12 protein-coding genes are annotated in these 19242 nt (G+C 50.5%); 4 read left to right on the top strand and 8 right to left on the bottom strand.

Features of this window, described 5'->3' with window-relative positions; genetic code table 11:
• Positions 1–130 precede the first annotated feature (130 nt).
• Complete coding sequence (locus HMPREF0645_RS11690; protein ID WP_007175238.1) at positions 131–1363, bottom strand: hypothetical protein; 1233 nt, start codon at positions 1361–1363, stop codon at positions 131–133.
• Positions 1364–1617: 254 nt separating this feature from the next.
• On the opposite strand from HMPREF0645_RS11690, the gene HMPREF0645_RS11685 reads away from it, so the two are divergent.
• On the top strand, positions 1618–2307 hold the full coding sequence (locus HMPREF0645_RS11685; protein WP_007175237.1) for a GIN domain-containing protein: 690 nt from the start codon (positions 1618–1620) through the stop codon (positions 2305–2307).
• A 1390-nt stretch (positions 2308–3697) separates the two neighbouring features.
• Here HMPREF0645_RS11685 and galK read toward each other — a convergent pair.
• The 7 genes from galK to HMPREF0645_RS11650 all read right to left on the bottom strand — a co-directional run bounded on the left by galK (position 3698) and on the right by HMPREF0645_RS11650 (position 12341).
• Positions 3698–4858, bottom strand: coding sequence for a galactokinase (gene galK, locus HMPREF0645_RS11680; protein WP_044123621.1), 1161 nt, complete (start codon positions 4856–4858; stop codon positions 3698–3700).
• Between the two features lie 34 nt (positions 4859–4892).
• Complete coding sequence (locus tag HMPREF0645_RS11675; protein WP_007175234.1) at positions 4893–6134, bottom strand: MFS transporter; 1242 nt, start codon at positions 6132–6134, stop codon at positions 4893–4895.
• A 96-nt stretch (positions 6135–6230) separates the two neighbouring features.
• A complete protein-coding gene (locus tag HMPREF0645_RS11670) occupies positions 6231–7325 on the bottom strand; it encodes an aldose epimerase family protein (RefSeq protein ID WP_007175233.1) in 1095 nt (364 codons plus the stop codon).
• 97 nt (positions 7326–7422) lie between these two features.
• Positions 7423–8730 carry a bifunctional folylpolyglutamate synthase/dihydrofolate synthase gene (locus HMPREF0645_RS11665; RefSeq protein WP_007175232.1) on the bottom strand — a complete coding sequence of 436 codons (1308 nt, stop codon included), beginning with the start codon at positions 8728–8730 and terminating at the stop codon, positions 7423–7425.
• Positions 8731–8822: 92 nt separating this feature from the next.
• Positions 8823–9995 (bottom strand): molecular chaperone DnaJ, encoded by a 1173-nt coding sequence (dnaJ, locus tag HMPREF0645_RS11660; protein ID WP_007175231.1) that lies wholly within the window; start codon positions 9993–9995, stop codon positions 8823–8825.
• A gap of 40 nt (positions 9996–10035) precedes the next feature.
• Positions 10036–10644: a nucleotide exchange factor GrpE gene (locus HMPREF0645_RS11655; RefSeq protein ID WP_007175230.1), complete on the bottom strand. Its 609-nt coding sequence runs from the start codon at positions 10642–10644 to the stop codon at positions 10036–10038.
• A gap of 77 nt (positions 10645–10721) precedes the next feature.
• Positions 10722–12341, bottom strand: a complete 1620-nt coding sequence (locus tag HMPREF0645_RS11650) for an ABC-F family ATP-binding cassette domain-containing protein (RefSeq protein WP_007175229.1) — start codon at positions 12339–12341, stop codon at positions 10722–10724.
• A gap of 173 nt (positions 12342–12514) precedes the next feature.
• Between HMPREF0645_RS11650 and HMPREF0645_RS11645 the strand changes: the two genes are divergently transcribed.
• From HMPREF0645_RS11645 to HMPREF0645_RS11635, 3 genes are all read left to right on the top strand, one after another.
• Complete coding sequence (locus HMPREF0645_RS11645; protein ID WP_007175228.1) at positions 12515–13426, top strand: glycosyltransferase family protein; 912 nt, start codon at positions 12515–12517, stop codon at positions 13424–13426.
• A gap of 344 nt (positions 13427–13770) precedes the next feature.
• Entirely contained in the window at positions 13771–16800 is a 3030-nt protein-coding gene (locus tag HMPREF0645_RS11640; RefSeq protein WP_007175226.1) for a PEP/pyruvate-binding domain-containing protein, read from the top strand.
• Positions 16801–16818: 18 nt separating this feature from the next.
• A complete protein-coding gene (locus HMPREF0645_RS11635) occupies positions 16819–18636 on the top strand; it encodes a MutS-related protein (RefSeq protein WP_007175225.1) in 1818 nt (605 codons plus the stop codon).
• The last annotated feature ends 606 nt before the right edge of the window (positions 18637–19242 follow it).

Raw genomic sequence — 19242 nt, 5'->3', positions numbered from 1 at the left:
GTTCGTATTTTTTTGCTCGGTAAATCTGCTTGGCAGAAAGTAATATCCAGCCTAACAACGCGGCGTCCAATCCTTGCTCCATTCTGAAATCTCCTGATGGAGATATGAGAGACTACACATTATTTCAATATTACCAAATATCGTTCTCTATATATCTGGTATATGAGATGACTTTAGCAGAATATTCTCCATCATCAGATTTCGTTATTCTATAGACAATGTCAGCATACCCTTCTTGATAATATCTGTTTATTCTTAGCAGAAGTCCATCTTCATCTTTCGTGAGCTCCTCCATATAATCACTGCAACTGAAATCATGGTTTAATTGCAGTAATGGAAAATCTAAACCATAGATTTGCTCACCCGATTGATAGTAGAAAGGTTCTGCTGGTATTAAATGTGCAGAGTTGCCTTCCATAAGAACAAGTGGAAGATGTGGCTGACATGGAGTTAGGTGGTCTTTAGAATAGCTGTTTTCGTAATTCATGGTTGTCAGAAGTGTAAGGCTGTCAAGAGTGACTGGATGAGTAAAATCTAAATCGACCACTCTGTAGATATTTCTTCCGTCCACCCATTTGCCATCCTGTTGATTATTGCCGATCTTAACCATATGATATTGATTGCATTCAACATCGTTCTCAAGGTTTTTCTCCCATGTTTTGTCTACTTGTAGGATATTGACAAATTTTTGTTCGGACAGTGAAAAAGCAATCTTCTGTGGTGCTTTAGATGGGGTTGTATTAAAAGATTTATGGGTTAGTGTAAATTTATAGAACAATGTAGGAATCGTATCCTCATCAGAAATTTTCCCAGAAGCATAGAGCGTCGTATCACTTGCCCAAAACAGATCGTTAGCAATCCATTCGTGGGTGCTATAAGACACAATTTCTCCTATAGTATCATCTTTAAATCTATATAGGTGTAATTCTGTTCCAAAGTCACTATCTTGGTTTTCCAAGGAGGCCCAATACCCAGATCGTGAGAAACTGTCCCCATGATGTACTTTTCCTAAAAACTCAGAATTATCTTTGCTGAAGAGGTATGAATACATGTATATTGGTTCTGAAAATACCGCTTCGTAGATTTTGTCTTGAGGGTAATACTTAAAATCGGCGAAGCCAAGTCCTTCTTCGTTAAAAGCATCAACCTTATCTTTGTCAACAAGTAGTCGTGTCAAGGATATTAATTTCTCTTTTTCTTTTTTTGAAACACCAATAGCTTCCTGTTGATAACTTGCTGACTGAGGTTTCTTCCGCAAGAACTCCTGCTGATTAATTTTTGCAATATCAAGGTATACTCTTACTGTCTGTGACTTAACAGGAAGAACTAATAATAATGAAATGATAAGTGGTATAAACTTCATGCTTAAAACTTTTTTATTCAAGCAGTCGTCGAACCGACGTCAAGACCTGCCCGATAGGTGTTGTTCATTTACAAACCTCCAAAATCATTATCCCATTAATATTAATAATGTATAGCATCCAAATTTTGCTGCAAAGTTAGCAAATAAGGGGGAGTTTCGATAAGAATATGAACTTTTTTCTATAAAAAGAGACAATAATTGCAACCTTATGACTTACTTTAGCGTCAAACGAACAGTAAACAACAGATAAACATATGAAAAAATTAGCTTTATTATTTGTAGCTGCGCTGGTCTTTGCTTCGTGCCAGACCAATAGCGCACGCAATTACGGTTCTGAAGTGACCAGTGTTCGTCACGCCAAACCGTTTGAGAAAATCGAAGTGAAGGGTGCCTGCAACGTCAATTTCGTGCAGGGCGACACGTACTCCGTGAAGGTGGTGGGCGCCGAGAAGCTGGTGAAGGATGTGGAAACAGTGTTTTCCGGTTCAACGCTGAGCATCAGGATGAAGGATGGCAGTCAGAAGCTGGTTATGCCACGCCACAAGAACATGCCGGAGGTCTATGTCACCTCGCCAGACCTCATAGCCATTCGCATGGAGGGTGCGGGCGACTTTGAGGCAGAAGGACTGATCGACACCGACACGCTGAACGTTTTCCTGAAGGGTGTCGGCGATGTGGAGCTCAAGCGTGTGGTGTGCGATGAGTTCTACGGCTCGTTGCTCGGCAAGGGTGATATTGAGGTGGACGAGCTCACGGCCAAGCACTCGGAAATTTCTCTCAAGGGTGTGGGCGACGTGGATGTGCATTTTGTGAACAGTGGCACCGCGGTATGCACGCTTGAGGGTGTTGGCGATGTCGAGCTTTCGGGAACCCTGCAGTCTCTCGAAAAACATGTCAGGGGAACTGGGAATATCCAAATGAATGAGCTGAGACTAAGCAGATAGTTTTGCAATTCACAATTCAAAATTCATAATTCACAATTGGGCTAACGCGTTTGCAATTCACAATTCATAATTATTCGCAAGCTCATCAACTCGTCACAATTCATAATTAAGCTGGCGCGTTGGCTTTGCAATCCAAAATTATTCACAAGCTTATCAACTCGTCACAATTCACAATTGGCTGCGCGTTGATTATTAACTCTTCACTCTTCACTCTTCCCTTTTATAATGTCGTGAACGTCGTTGTGAAATACGCTTTGTGTCGTTGCTGATATTCTAATATTGTTTGCGAAGCAAACGCAAATATATTTTGCGATAAGCCTTATGTTTATAAAAAGATATTCTCCTTATATTCTAAGATGCCGCAGAGCGGCGCGGAGGAGTTTTTAATTCACAATTATTCGCAAGCTCATCAACTCGTCACAATTCACAATTGGATAACGTGATGTGAAATAACTAACAACCCGTTTATTTTCAGATAACGTCGGGAAAGAGAAGGATTGAACTGAACCAGTTGATGCTCTTAGCCCTGCTGCCGTTGAAATTCGTTCTGAAGGTCTGTGTTCGCTATTGGTGCTGTAACGCTCCATCTGACTATCTTGATATTCAATCCTATTGGTTATTTTTGCGTATTTACGCAAAAATCAATAATATTAGAAAGAGAGATTATATGTAAAGCGCTGTAACCAATTGTTTCGAAAATATAAATAAATGAGGAATATATAAGTGAAGAGTGAAGAGTGAAGAGGGAAGAACGAAGAATTAACTCGCAGCCAATTGTGAATTGTGACGAGTTGATGAGCTTGCGAATAATTGTGAATTGCAACCGCGTAGCCAATTATACATTATACATTGTCATTTATAAATTGTTCAAATGTTTTGACATATGGTGGTGAAAACCTGCTTAAATTCTCGCGTATTTGAAAATTGAAAATACATTGCTGGGAAAACGCGAAAAATAGGGCAGGTTTGTAAATGGTTGATAGTAAAGATGATGTGGTTTTTTACTCTTTTTGAGACCAAAAAATGAGATTTTTGTGCTTGCCGTTAGGGTGTAACGGCGGTGCCACGAAGGCTTATTGGCAGGACGACAGAGGCTCGGAGGCGGGATGACGAGGCCTTAACTGCAGTGTGATTGAGATTTAATCGCGGGCGCGGTCCAACTTTACGAACTGCCGAATGACTTTTAGTTTACTTATCAAGTGGATTTGTTTTCTGGAACACCAAATTTCAATGACTTGTTTTGAAGGGAAGTTTTCCTGACAAAACGAACATGCTTACGGGCATGTAAAACAGCAGGAGACCTATATAAAAACCCGTTGCTCCATGTGGGAACAACGGGTTAGAGGTCTTGTAGCGGTGCATGTGCACCGTTCTGCGGAATGGTGTTGGCTTAGCAGATCTTGCGCGAACCGTCGCCGATCACCACGTCGATGACCTGTGGTTCGTGACCATACTTGGCATTAAATTTCTCCTTGGCGTCGGCAATAAACTTGTCGTAGAGTTCGTCTTTCACCAAGTTGATGGTGCAGCCGCCGAAGCCACCGCCCATGATTCGGCTGCCGGTAACGCCGTTTGCCTTGGCAAGGTCGTTGAGGAAGTCGAGTTCTTCGCAGCTCACCTCATATTCCTTGCTCAGCCCGTGGTGGGTTTCGTACATTTTCTTGCCCACGGTTTCGTAGTCGCCCTTGACCAATGCGTCGCAGACGGCGAGTACGCGATCCTTCTCACCAAGCACGAAGTGTGCGCGGGTGAAATCTTCGCTGCTCACTTTAGACTTCACGGCGTCGAGTTCGTCCCAGTCGGCATCGCGCAGGGTCTCGAACTTCTTGTCGGGGAATTGCTCGTTGAGCGCTTTCACCACATTCTCGCACGACTTGCGGCGGTCGTTGTAGGGCGACCCTACCAGTTCGTGCTTCACCTTGGAGTTGAGCAGCACCAGCTTGTAGCCCTTGGGGTCGAAGGGATAGTATTCGAACTCGCGGCTGCGGCAGTCGAGGCGCATCAGTTTTCCTTTCTGGCCGAAGACCGAGGCAAACTGATCCATAATACCGCAGTTCACACCCACATATTTGTGCTCTGTGGCCTGTCCGGCAAGCACCATGTCCCATTTGGACACGTTGTTGTTGCCAAAGAGATCGTTGAGCGCAAAGGCAAAACAGCTTTCCAAGGCAGCGCTCGAAGACATGCCGGCACCCAATGGCACGTCGCCAGCAAAGGCAGCATTGAAGGGCTTGACGTCAACGCCAAGCGCCCTCATCTCCTGTACGATGCCATAGATGTAGCGTGCCCAAGTGGCGGTGGGACCCTTGGGGTCGTCGACCTTGAAGTTCACCATGTCCTTCAAGTCAATGGAGTAGATGTTGCAGGTCTGCTGCCCGTTGGGGCGCAGTTCTGCCATAATGCCCTGTTCTACGGCTCCGGGGAACACAAATCCGCCATTGTAGTCGGTGTGTTCGCCAATGAGGTTGATACGTCCGGGCGATGCGTATATGTTTCCTGTCTTGCCGTCAAAGTGTTTGATGAAACGACTTCTTACAAATTCTATGTCCATAGTCATTGCGTTTTAAGATGTGAATAGTTATCGGTTATTTTTTTGAGAGTCCAATCTTGGACCCGAAGTTACAGAACCAAATGATGTAGGCGTAGAAGATGAACAGGCAGCATGTTGCAGCGATAACGCCTGTCAGGTCTACGATAATGCCCATGAGGGGCATGAGCAGGGCCGCACCGATCACGCCAGTGTTGATGACACCGGTAGCGGTCTTGGTGTGTGGGCCGAGTTCCTGGAGCCCGAGGTTGAAAATCAGGGGCCACATCACGGAGTGGAACAGACCGGCGGCAAGCATGGCATAGATGCCGGTCATGCCGGGCAGCACAATGGAAAGTGCGATGCAGGCCGCACCAAGCATGAGGCATGCGGAGAGGAGTTTCCGGGGTTCGAACTTGGCCAGGATGGCCGCGCCGACGAATCGGCCAACCATCATGCCGCCCCAATAGAAGGCCAGGAATGATGTGGCGATGGCGGCATAGTTGTCGGCATATTCGGGCATGGCCTTAAACTTGTAGGGCAACATGGACGGAACGCCAATCTCCACACCCATGTACATGAAGATGCCAAGTGCGCCGAGCCAGACATGCGGGTATTTGAACACGCTGCTCTTGTATTCGTGGTGCATGCCTGATGCCTCGGCCTGCTGCCGCTCATCGATCTTCGGGAGTTTCAGGAACACGAGAATGCCGCCAATGATCAGTGTGAAGATGCCGAGACCGAGGAATGGACCGGGCACCGCGGCGGGCGTGGGAGCCTGACCCCTGATGATGACGTAGGTGATGAACAGCGGGGCGAGCGTGGTGGCCACGGAGTTGAGCGCTTGGCTCAGCGTCATGCGGAAGGCGCCTTTCTCTGGGCTACCCAGCACCATGACATAGGGGTTGGCCACATTTTGCAGCATCACCACACCACAGGCAACGAGGCACATGCTGAGCAGGAAAACGGTGTAGACGTTGGCCTGGGCTGCAATGGCTGAGTTGATGCCAATGGAATTGATGACAAAGCCTATGCCGGCCACGACAAGTCCCAGAATGAGCGTGCCCTTGTAGCCAATCTTGTTCATCAGCATGGCAAAGGGGATGCTCAGCAGGTAAGCCCCATAGAATGCCGTGTTGACATATTGACCCTGCTGAGCCGTGAGGTCGAAAGCCTTGGAACAGAAGGCAATCATGGAGTTGTTCATTGTGGTGATGAATCCGATGAGGAAGCACACAATGAAGACAACGACAAGAGCGAACGTGTAGTTCGGTCTTTCATTTGTTAGTTTTTTTTCCATTTTTAGTATTGGTTATTGATTCATTTCATGGTGAAGGCAGAAAAGGGAGGACAGCCAACGGTTGCCTTGCGGTACCTGTCCTGTCCTCCCTTTTTCTTATGCTTGCTTGACGCCGAAGCGGTAAATGGTTTTCTGCTTATACTGTTCCCCCTGCTTTAACACGACGGAGGGGAAGTAGGGGCGGTTGGGCGAGTCGGGGAAGTGCTGGCATTCGAAGCAGATGGCCGAGCGACGTGGGAATGTGGCCCCATTCTGGCCCTTGTAGCCGTCGGCCCAGTTGTCGGTGTAGAGTTGCACGCCGGGCTCTGTGGTGTATACCTCCATGACCCTGCCACTCTTCGGCTCGGTGATTCTGGCTGCAAAACTGAGCTCGCCTTCCTCCTTCTTGTTCAGCACGAAGCAGTGGTCGTAGCCTGCTCCATTCTTGATTTGCGTGTCGTCAGCGTCAATGTCGCGGCCCACTTCCTTGGGTGTGCGGAAGTCGAAGGGTGTTCCTTCTACGAAGCGAATTTCGCCCGTGGGAATGGACGTATCGTCGATGGGGAGATAGAAGTCGGCGTTGATTTCACAGATAAGGTTCTCGATCGTCGGTGTGGGGTTGCCGATTCCTGCGAGCGAGAAGAAGCCGTGGCTGGTGAGGTTGATGACGGTTTTCTTGTTGGTGCAGGCCAGATAGTCGATGTGGAGCTCGTTGTTGTCGGTCCAGGTGTAGACGACTGTGGTTTTCAGCTCGCCTGAATAACCTTCCTCACCGTATGCGGAGACGTAGTGGAGAACGAGTGTTTGGTCGTTCATCATTTCAGGATCCCACACGCGTGCGTTAAAGCCCTTGAGCCCACCGTGGAGTGCGTTGGGGCCATTGTTGACGGGCACGGAGTATTCCTTGCCGTGCAACGTGAACTTGCCTTTGGCTATGCGGTTGCCATAGCGTCCGATCAATGTGGAGAGATAGGGTTCGGGAGAATTGATGACATCTTGAATGTTGTCATGCCCTTGAATCACGTTGGCTCTCTTGCCGTTTTTGTCGGGAACCATAATGGCAACCAATGCACCTCCGTAATTGGTGATCGCCACCTCGTTTCCCTCACTGTTTTTCAATATAAAAAGGTCGGTCTTCTTTCCGTTTACTGTGGTCTGAAAGTCTTCGCGTTTCAGGCCACAGCTATTTTCTGTCTCAGCAGTCTGCATCATAAAAGTGAGTTTTTAGTTATATAATTGCTTTCTGCAAAGTAAGTAAATTAAAATGATAATTACAAACGAATATATGACAAAAATATTCGATTTTGTGTTAAAAATCATTTAAACTCAGTAAATCTGCAACAATATAACTGGAACCCCCAATAAATATGAAATCGTCTGCGCGGGCATCGGTCAGGGCTTGGCGATATGCCTCGGCCACGGTGCTGTAGGTTGCCCCGTGCAGGTTGTGCTTTCGGCCTCGCTCTTGGATTCCCTGCGCGGGGATTGCGCGCTTGGAGCTGGCCTGCGTCCAGTAGTACACGGCATCGGGTGGCAACAAGTTCATCACGCCGTCGATGTCTTTGTCGTCCACCATGCCGAAGACGATGCGCAGGGTTTGGCAGGACTGTGCCTTGATTTGGCGGGCCAGGTGTTGCCATCCTCCAACGTTGTGGCCTGTGTCGCACACGACTGTGGGAGAGGTTCTGAGTGTTTGCCACCGCCCCATGAAGCCGGTGAGGGCAGATACATGGGCAAAGCCGTCCCTGACGTTTTCCTCCGACAGGTTGAGGAGAGCGCCTTTCCCGGGATTGCTGCGACGCAGCACGTTGATGGCGGCGAGCACGGTGTTGGTGTTCTTGACTTGGTATTCGCCGCCCAGTTCGGCTTGAAACGTGCCGTAGTTTCTCGTCTTGTATGTGATGCCCCCGACGTGATGCAATTCGGAGGAGATGACCTCGGGATGTGATTCGGCAAAGGTGATTTCGGCCTGTTGTTTGGCGGCCACTCGCTCGAACACAGGACGGGTTTCGGGCAGGGCTTCGCCGATGACGACAGGGATGCCCGGTTTGATAATGCCGGCTTTCTCTCCGGCAATCTTGTCAAGTGTGTTTCCTAAGAATTGGGTGTGGTCAAGACTGATGTTCGTAATGATGGACAGCAGGGGTGAGATGATATTGGTGCAGTCTAATCGTCCGCCCAGTCCCACTTCGATGACGGCAACATCTACATTTTGCTCCTTGAAATACAGAAAAGCCAAGGCTGTGGTCAGTTCAAAAAAGGAGGGATGAAGCGGTTCGAAGAAGCCTCTGTGTTCCTCAACAAACTGGATAACCCTTTCCTTACTGATACACTCGCCGTTGACCCGTATTCTCTCGCGGAAGTCAACGAGGTGGGGCGAGGTGTATAGGCCTACCTTGTAGCCTGCCTGCCGGAGTATGGCCGCAAGGGTGTGGGAGCACGAGCCCTTGCCGTTGGTGCCGGCAACGTGGATCGTCTTGTAGCTTTGGTGTGGGTGGTGGAAATAATTGTCGAGGGAGATGGTGTTGTCCAAGCCCTCTTTGTAGGCGCTACCCCCTACGTGTTCGAATACGGGATAGCAGTTGAACAGGTAGTTTACGGTGTCCTGATACGTCATGGTTGCATCTGTGATAAAAGGTTATGGGTGATGAAAAAGCAAAATGGTTATGCTCCGAGACTCTCTCTTTGCATAACCATTTCGAGGTTGGCTTAGTTGAAGTAGTTTCTGAACTTGTTGAAAATACTTTGCTTCGTTGCATGGTCTCCCTGGAAGTTGCTGCTGCCTTTCAGTCCTTCCACGGCCGTGCGCTCCTCTCGGGACAGCGTCTTAGGCACGTACACGCTCATATTGACGATAAGGTCGCCCATGCCGCTGCCATATCCCTGTATGGCCGGGAGTCCCTTTCCCCGAAGTCTGACGCTCTTGCCGGGTTGTGTGCCCGGTTCCACTTTCATCCTGACACGCTTGTTGTCGATGGTTGGAATTTCCACTTCGCCGCCAAGAGTGGCCGTTGGGAAGTCGAGCAGCAGGTTGTAGATTACATCCTGATGGTCGCGAACGAAGGTGTCGTTCGGCTCTTCTTCGACCACCACCTGGATGTCGCCGTTGATGCCATTGCGCGGTCCTGCATTTCCTTTTCCGCTCACATTGATGATCATGCCTTCCTCAACACCGGCCGGGATGTTGATTTCCACGATATCCTCACCCTTTACCGTGCCCGTGCCACCGCAATGCTTGCACTTGTTTTTGATAATCTTGCCCTCGCCATGGCAGGTTGGGCATTCGCTTTGGGTGGTCATCATGCCGAACACTGAGCGCACGGTCCGGTTCACCATACCGGATCCATGGCAGGTGGGACAGGTTTCAGGGGTGGCATTGCCCTCTGCTCCGGATCCGTGGCAATGGGTGCAGGTGATATCCTTGCGAACCTTGAATTTCTTGGTGACACCGCTTGCCACCTCCTGCAGCGACAACCTGACTTTCAGACGAAGGTCGCTGCCGCGATACACGCGCTGCTGACTCCCGCCTTGGTCACTGCCGAATCCTCCAAAGCCTCCGAACCCTCCGCCGTGGCCGCCAAAGATATCTCCGAACATGGAGAAGATGTCGTCCATGTCCATGCTGGCCCCTCCGCCAAAGCCGCCAAAGCCACCTTGTGGGCCGTTAAAGCCAAACTGGTCGTATTGCTGGCGTTTCTGGGGGTCGTGCAGAACCTCGTAGGCTTCTGCCGCCTCCTTGAATTTTTCTTCTGCTTCCTTATTGTTGGGGTTGCGGTCGGGGTGGTATTTGATGGCCATCTTGCGATACGCCTTCTTGATTTCGTCTTCCGATGCGCCTTTGTCCACTCCAAGCACCTCGTAGTAGTCTCTTTTCCCTGCCATTTGATGTTCCTTGTTGAGAAATAATTGTTACCTGAATCTATTACTGACCGACAGCCACTTTGGCATGGCGAATAACCTTGTCGTTCATGATATAGCCGGTCTGAACACAGTCGATCACCCTGCCTTTCTTGTCATCGTCCACCCCCGGCACCATGGCCACGGCTTCGTGATAGTCGGTGTTGAAGTCTTGGTCTTCGGTGTCGATTTGTTTGACGCCGAGGCTTTCGAGGGTTTTCACAAACTTGTTGAAGATAACCTTTGTACCCTCCTTGATGGCTGCGGCGTCTTCGCTCTTGTCAGCGACGGCGCGCTCAAAGTCATCGAGGATGGGGAGGATGGCCGCAACGGCCTTAGCTCCGCCGTTTTGTATCAGTTCCATCTTCTCCTTGATGGTTCTCTTTTTATAGTTGTCGAACTCGGCAGCGGTGCGCAACAGCTGGTCTTTCAGGGCAGCAATCTGCTCCTGCGCTGCCTCCAGCGGATCCTGAACAGTTTCTTCGGTGTCCCCGTCGTCCTGTGTTTCCGCCTCATTTGTGTCTTCAGCCTGAGTCGCCTCATCGTTTCCATCCTCTGTTTGGGCATGGTTGTCCACTTGGATGTCTTTGTCATCCATCTCCAGATCTACTGTATCTTTATTCTTATCTGCCATAATTATAAGTATTTATGTTTAGCAAGGAGCAAAAAACATGCCATTATCCATTGATGGCGGATAATGGCATGTTTTGATTAGTTGTACATCTGCGCTTTTTGTTCCTTGATTTGCTCATCATAGATGTATTCATCGTAGGGTATGAGTTTGTCGATGGTGCCCTGGGGAGTCAGCTCTATGATGCGGTTGGCCACGGTTCGGATAAACTCGTGGTCGTGGCTTGCAAACAGTATGTTGCCCTTGAATTGTATAAGGTTGTTGTTGAAAGCCTGAATGCTCTCAAGGTCGAGGTGGTTGGTCGGTGTGTCGAGAATCAGGCAGTTGGCGTTCTGCAGTTGCATTCGTGCAATCATGCAGCGCATCTTTTCACCTCCCGAGAGCACGTTGACCTGCTTGTCTACTTCCTCTTGGCGGAACAGCATGCGGCCCAAATAGGCTTTCATGGCCACCTCATTGCCCGGGCCATACTGGCTGAGCCAGTCTACAAGGTTAAGGTCGCTATCAAAGAAGGCAGTGTTGTCGAGTGGCAAATAGGCTGTGGTGATGGTCACTCCCCACTTGTAAGAGCCTCCGTCGGGCTCCCGGTTGCCATTGATAATCTCAAAGAGCGCAGTCATGGCCTTGGTGTTTCGGCTAAGGAACACCACCTTCTGACCCTTTTCTATGTTGAAGTTGACATGGTCAAACAGCACCATGCCGTCTGCATCGACAGCTTTCAGATCCTCTACTTCCAGTATCTGGTTGCCCGGCTCACGCTCCATTTGGAAAATAATGCCGGGATATTTGCGGCTCGACGGGCGAATCTCCTCCACGTTGAGCTTGGCCAGCATCTTCTTGCGCGAAGTGGTCTGCCGGCTTTTTGCCACATTGGCAGAGAAGCGGCGGATAAATTCCTCCAATTGTTTTTTCTTCTCGTCGGCCTTCATTTTCTGGTTCTGTGCTTGGCGCAGGGCCAGCTGTGAACTCTCATACCAGAAACTGTAGTTGCCGGAGAATACCGTCACCTTGCCAAAGTCGATGTCGATGGTCTGCGTGCTCACCGAGTCGAGGAAGTGTCGGTCGTGGCTCACCACAAGCACAGTCTGTGTCTCATCGATATTGCCCAAGTAGTCCTCCAACCATTCCACGGTTGCGAGGTCAAGGTCGTTGGTGGGCTCATCGAGCAGCAGGTTGTCAGGTTTGCCAAAGAGTGCCTTGGCCAGCATCACGCGCACCTTCTCGTTGTTCGACAGGTCGCCCATTATTTTCTGGTGCATCGGCTCCTGCACGCCAAGGTTCTGCAACAGCTGTGCGGCGTCGCTCTCGGCCTCCCAGCCGTTCAGTTCTGCAAATTTTTCTTCTAATTCTGCGGCTCGGTTGCCATCCTCTTCGGTCATTTCCTCCTTCGCATACAGTGCCTCACGCTCCTTCATGTTGGCCCAAAGGGGTTCGTGCCCCATCAGCACCGTGTCCATCACGCTGTAGGCATCATACTTGAAGTGGTCCTGTTCCAATACCGACAGGCGTTCGCCAGGCCCCATCTCCACGGTTCCCTTGTTTGGTTCAAGGTCTCCGCTGATAGCCCGCAGCAACGTAGACTTCCCAGCCCCGTTGGCCCCAATAACTCCATAGATGTTACCCCGTGTAAACTTGACATTCACATCCTTGTAAAGCACTCTTTTGCCAAACTGGATGGCGATATTCGTAAGTGTGATCATTGATAGTTCTAACCTCTTTTAATTGTTGAAATTCTGTGCAAAATTAGATAAAATTCTCGAATAATTAGCCACTTAGCCTCATAATTCGAGAATTTTACTTAAATTTGCACATGGTGTAACTCCTTCTGGATGGACACGTGTTGACCACATTATTATTAACTAAAATATAGCAAATGAAACCAACATTGTTACTCCTTGCTGCGGGTATGGGCAGCCGCTACGGCGGTTTGAAGCAGCTCGACGGTCTGGGACCCAACGGCGAGACTATCATGGATTATTCTATTTACGATGCCATCAAGGCCGGCTTTGGGAAAATTGTTTTTGTCATCCGCAAGGATTTTGAACAGCAGTTCCGCGAGCAGGTGCTGTCAAAATACGAGGGACATATCCCTGCAGAACTTGTGTTCCAAAGCCTGGATGCCCTTCCCGAGGGATTCTCAGTGCCTGAGGGACGCGAAAAACCCTGGGGCACCAACCACGCCGTACTCATGGCCAAGGATGTGATCAAGGAACCTTTCTGCGTGATCAATTGCGATGATTTCTACAACCGCGACTGCTTCATGGTGATGGGTCGGTTCCTGGCCAATCTTCCTGAGGGAAGCAAGAACCGCTATGCCATGGTGGGCTACCGCGTGGGCAACACCCTGAGCGAGAATGGCACGGTGGCTCGAGGCATTTGCTCGAAGGACGCCGGGGACAACCTGGTTGATGTCGTGGAGCGCACGGAAATCGAGCGCCACGGTGAAGACATACAGTATAAGGATGAAAACGGCGAGTGGGTGACCGTGGCCGACAATACTCCGGTATCGATGAACGTGTGGGGATTCACACCTGACTACTTTGATTATAGCGAAGACTATTTCAAGTCTTTCCTCTCCGACCCTAAGAATTTGGAGAACAAGAAGGCTGAGTTCTTCATTCCGTCGCTGGTCAATAAGCTCATTCATGATCAAACCGCTACGGTGAAGGTGCTCGACACCACCAGCAAATGGTTTGGTGTCACCTATGCGGCCGACCGCCCGGGTGTGGTGGCCAAGATCCAGAGCTTGGTAGACGAGGGCACCTATCCTGCCAAACTGTTCTAAGAAGATTAGATAAGAACGGATCAGAGCCGAACGGATAAGAAATGGCTGCACGATGCTATAGGCATTGTGCAGCCATTTTGCATGAAGATAGCTGCGGTCAATCCGCAGTCCGGAACGGTTTATGCCTAATCGTTTGACAAGATAATCCTCCAGTTCTTCCTTGTGATGATGCCCCGATATCTAAAATAGAAGTACTAAATTCCGACATTTTTTATGATTCGTATTGACCTTTTGTCAAATTTACTTCGTAATTTTGCCATACTGACAGGAGCCTTATTCCCAGACGGCGACCCCAAGGGGAGGAGACGCTCCAAGCCCGAACAAACAAAATTGCCACAGCACACATGGAAGAGAAAATAACACAGTCGTGGAACAAGTTCATACTCAAGGACGTGACGTTCGTCAACCTCATGATGCGCCGCATCTACAACGTGCTCATCGTGGCCAATCCCTACGATGCCTTTATGCTCGAGGACGACGGACGAGTGGAGGAGAAAATTTATAATGAATACATGGAGCTGGGGCTCCGCTATCCGCCGACGTTCACCCAGGTGTCCACGACAGAAGAGGCCGAGAAGATTCTTGCCACCATGAAGATAGACCTTGTCATTTGCATGCCGGGCACCGCCGACAACGATGCGTTCACCGTAGCGCATGCCATCAAGGAGAAGTTCCCCGAAATTCATTGTGTGGTGCTCACCCCGTTCTCGCATGGCATCACTCTCCGTATGCAGGACGAAGATCTCAGCATCTTCGACTACGTGTTTTGTTGGTTGGGCAACACCAACCTCATTCTTTCCATCATCAAACTCATTGAGGACAAGATGAACTTGGAGCAGGACGTCCTTGAGGCGGGTGTGCAGATGATTCTGCTCGTCGAGGATTCGATTCGGTTCTACAGTTCTATTCTTCCCAACCTCTACAGCTACATCTTGCAGCAGAGCCAGAACTTCGCTACTGAGGCCCTCAACCGCCATGCTGCCACACTGCGAATGCGCGGTCGGCCCAAGGTGGTGTTGGCCCGCACCTACGAAGAGGCCATGGCCGTGTATATGAAATACAAGGACAATTGCCTCGGCGTCATCAGCGACGTGAGGTTTCCCATGAAGTCTACACGTCGCTCAGAAATTGTGGGGGCGGGGGCATCCTCGGTGGAAAAGGATGCTGAGGCCGGCTTCAAACTCCTGAGAGCCATTCGCCGGGAGGACGAGTTCCTGCCACTCGTCATGGAGAGCGTGGAGTCCGAAAACCGTGCGCGTGCTGAGGCCGAGGGCTTTAAGTTTGTGGACAAGAATTCCAAGATGCTCAGTGTGTCACTGCGGCATCTCCTGGAGGAGCACATGGGCTTTGGCGATTTCATCTTCCGCGACCCCACGACGCACGAGGAGGTGTTGAGGGTGCGGAGCCTGAAGGAGTTGCAAGACAATATTTTCACCATTCCGCGCGACTCGATGCTCTATCATGTCTCGCGCAACCACATGAGCCGCTGGCTCTGCGCGCGTGCCATATTCCCCGTGAGCAACTTCCTGAAACATGTGACGTGGGAAAAACTCCGCGACGTGGATGCCCACCGGCAGATTATCTTCGATGCGATCGTACAGTACCGCCACATGAAGAACATTGGCGTGGTGGCCGTGTTCGACCGTTTTAAGTTCGACCGCTATGCCCATTTTGCGCGTATCGGCGACGGCTCTCTCGGTGGCAAGGGTCGGGGCCTGGCTTTCCTCGACCATGTGGTGAAGATTCATCCGCAGTTCAACAGCATCGAGGGCGTTACGGTGCAGATACCCAAGACGGTGGTGCTCTGTACCGATGTTTTCGATCAGTTTATGGATCAGAACAACCTCTACGACATTGCTTTGAGCAATGCCAGCGACCAAGCGATACTGGATGCCTTCCTCAAGGCACAGTTGCCCGACAGCTATATCGAGGACTTCATGGTCTTCTTCGAAGCCACCCGCAGTCCTATCGCCATCCGGTCGAGCTCACTCCTGGAAGACAGCCATTATCAACCTTTTGCAGGAGTCTATTCCACCTACATGATACCCTACCTCGACGACAAGCAACAGATGCTCCACATGCTGGCCGCGGCGATCAAGAGTGTCTATGCCTCGGTGTATTACAAGAGTTCCAAGGCCTATATGGCAGCCACGGCCAATGTGATTGACCAGGAGAAGATGGCTGTCGTGTTGCAGGAGGTGGTGGGCAAAACATACGCTGACTGCTATTATCCCAACATCTCGGGTGTGCTCCGGTCAATCAACTATTACCCCATTGGCGACGAGAAGGCCGAAGAAGGCATAGCCTCGCTGGCCCTGGGACTTGGCAAATATATTGTGGATGGCGGCCAGACCTTGCGCGTGTCGCCTCAACATCCGCACCAGGTGTTGCAGATGTCGGAAATGGACTTTGCCCTGAAGGACACGCAGACCACTTTCTATGCGCTCGACAGCCAACACGTGGGCACGGATTTCCAGGTGGACGATGGCTTCAACATCCGGAAACTGAAGGTGAAGGAAGCCGACAAGCATGGGTCGCTCAACTACATAGCCTCGACTTTCGACCCCTACGACCAGGTCATTCGCGACGGACTCTATGAGGGCGGCCGAAAAATCGTATCGTTTGCCGGCGTCTTGCAGCACGATGTGTTTCCCCTGCCCGAAATATTGCAAATGTCGATGAAATATTGTGCAGAGGCCATGCGTCGCCCGGTGGAAATAGAGTTTGCCTGCAATCTCAATGCCGACCGAACGGGCGACTTCTATCTGCTTCAGGTTCGTCCCATCGTCGATTCCAAGCAGATGCTCGATGAGGATGTGGCCGCCGTTCCTGACAGCCAATGCTTGCTTCGCAGTCACAACTCATTGGGCCATGGCATCTCGGACGATATAACCGATGTGGTCTACGTCAAGTACGACGACCAGTTCTCGGCCATGAACAACGACCGCGTGGCCGCAGACATTGAGCGAATCAATGATGCGTTCCTGGCCTCACACAATCATTACATTATCATTGGCCCGGGGCGGTGGGGCTCGAGCGACTCATGGCTGGGTGTGCCCGTGAAGTGGCCGCATATCTCTGCGGCGCGCGCCATTGTGGAGGTGGCCTTGAAGAACTATCGGGTGGACCCCAGCCAGGGCACCCACTTCTTCCAAAACCTCACGTCGTTTGGCGTGGGATATTTCACGATCGACACCAATTGTCCCGGCGAGGGCGGCCTCCTGCGCAAGGATCTATTGGATGCCATGCCGGCCGTTGAAGAGACGCCGTATGTGCGTCATGTGAGGTTCGACCAGCCCTTGAAGATGATGATGGACGGCATGAAGCAGGAGGGTGTGGTGATGCTGGGAGAAAATATGAATGAACAACAATAAAATAACTGACCATTCCCTATGCGAGAATTTTATAAAAAACAGTCAGCCGACATCGCCGGACGCATCAAGGCGCTGAGAGGCCGTGCCCATGGCTTTGTGATGGGCGAAATCCTATCTTTTTTGGCAGCCGTGGCTGGCTTGGTGATGATTACCTTGAGCGACAATCCCAACCTCCGAATACTGGCACTTGGATGGGCCATTCTGTGTGCGATAATCTATATGGTTGTAAGACAGCACGACACGAAGAACGACCAGCGCATCCGACATCTTGAGGATCTGAAGCGTGTTTACGACAACGAACTGCAGGCCATGGACGGCGACTTCTCGTGTTTTGACGATGGCCAGCGCTACGTAGACCCACACCATGCCTACACCTACGACCTCGACATCTTTGGCCGGGACAGTCTGTACCAGCGCATGAACCGAACCGTGACCACGGGGGGATGCGATGCCCTGGCCGAACGGCTGAGCAGTCTGGACGGACGGGAGGGGTTTCGGAATGATATCGACAGCTATGACGAGACTTATCGGAAGCATGTTCAAGCCTTGGCCGAGGACGTGAGGTTCCGGTCGGAGTTCATCTCCTTTGGGGTAAGACAGAAAATAGACACCGCGGCCATTCGCCAGGCATTGCAAGCAGCTGGCACGGTCAGGGTTAACCCATTCTTTGCCCATCCCGTGGTGCTTGCACTGGCCGTGGCCGACTTGGTTGCCTTCCTGGCTTGCATCCTTCTGGCTGCGATGGGTAGGGTAGACGGACTGTTGCCTGTTTGGTGGGGCATACTCCAGTTTTTTGGTGTCTATCTCCTTTGCATGGGAACACTGAAGAGGGTGAGCACGGCCATCGACAGGTTTCATGGACAAGTCAGGCAATTGGCCAAGGTGGTGGACTTGGTGGAAAGACGTTCTTCAAACCCTGGCCACGGGACAGCAGACGCGGCTCCACATGGGGACCGCATGACAGCTCCCGGGTCGGACAATGTGTTTCGCCGACTCACCGCGTTGCTCGATGGCCTGGACAAGCGGGGCAATATCATGGGACTGTTTGTCGTCAATACCTTTGCGCTCTATGATTTTTTCCTTGTCCGAAAATTTGTCAAATGGAGTCGCGACGACAAGCAAGAACTCGACCGATGGATCGACCGGGTGATCCGCATGGATCAGGGGGTGACGATCGCCACGTTCCTGTATAATCATCCCTACACCTGCTGGGCAACGATAACTGATGACGAGGGAGTGTTCTGTGAGGCTCAGGGCCTCTGCCATCCATTCTTGGGCGAGAAAGCCATTCGCAATGATTTTCGAATCGACGACCGGCATTTCTACATCATTACCGGAGCCAATATGGCCGGGAAGTCAACTTTTTTGCGTGCGGTGGGCGTGAACTATATTCTTGCCCTGACGGGCATGCCGGTCTTTGCCAAATCCATGCGGGTCTCAAGGTTCAAGCTGTTCAGCAGCATGCGCACCACCGACGATCTTGCCCATGGCATCTCTTATTTCAACGCAGAATTGCTCCGCCTGAAGCAGTTGCTGGCCTATTGCAGGAACAACGACCACACGCTGATTATCCTCGACGAGATTCTCAAGGGCACCAATTCGTTGGACAAGCTCAACGGGTCGCGCCTGTTCCTCGAACACATCTCCCAATTGCCCGTGAGTGGCATCATTGCCACCCACGACTTGGAACTGTCCAAGATGGAGGGCGAGCGCTGTCACAACTATTGTTTCGAAATCGAACTGGGCTCAGCCGTCACCTATTCTTATAAGATAACTCCCGGTGTAGCACGCAATCAAAATGCCACATTCCTCCTGAACCAAATACTGACCGAGTGAGGCTACGCCGAGATTTGGGCTGGGAATAGGACGCAAAAACTGTTCTATAGAATTTCCCGCTTGTTTTTTAGCGCGCCATAGCCTTTTGCGTGATGCCGCCCCGTTTGTAAACTTTCTTGATAATTTTCCGGCCAGTTTTTTCTGATCATCCAGCGCAGAAAGCGCCATGTTTCGGCCGATATTTTTAGCCGGGAAAGCGGCATAAATCCAAGTTCGCTGCGATTACAGTCTTTTGGCACCGCGTTTAGGCCCCGCAGGCGACGCGTCGACAGCCTTGCCGTCGTGCGGGTAGGGCTTAACCGCCCCGCCGATCGATATCCAACCGCAGGGAATAAAACTATGGTGAAAAGCCCTTGTTTTGCAATCCGCTGACAGTCAGCGTCTTGTAAACCCCGCTATTTTTCGCGTATTTGGAGCCACGTGGTTTTTGTTTTGAAATACGCGAAACTGAGCGCACCTTTTGTCAGAAATTATACACATCGGTGTAATGGACATAGGATAGGCTGAAAAGATCCAGTTGTCCTTTCTTGATTACCTTTGTATCATTTGAGAACCTATGAGTAAAAAACATGTTCCTTACCCTAAAAATTGACTTGTTAAGCTAAT

This window comes from Hallella bergensis DSM 17361 (genome assembly GCF_000160535.1).
Taxonomy (GTDB): Bacteria; Bacteroidota; Bacteroidia; order Bacteroidales; family Bacteroidaceae; genus Prevotella; species Prevotella bergensis.
Note: the sequence above shows the minus strand (reverse complement) of the source record. Positions and strands in the feature narration are given on the sequence as shown.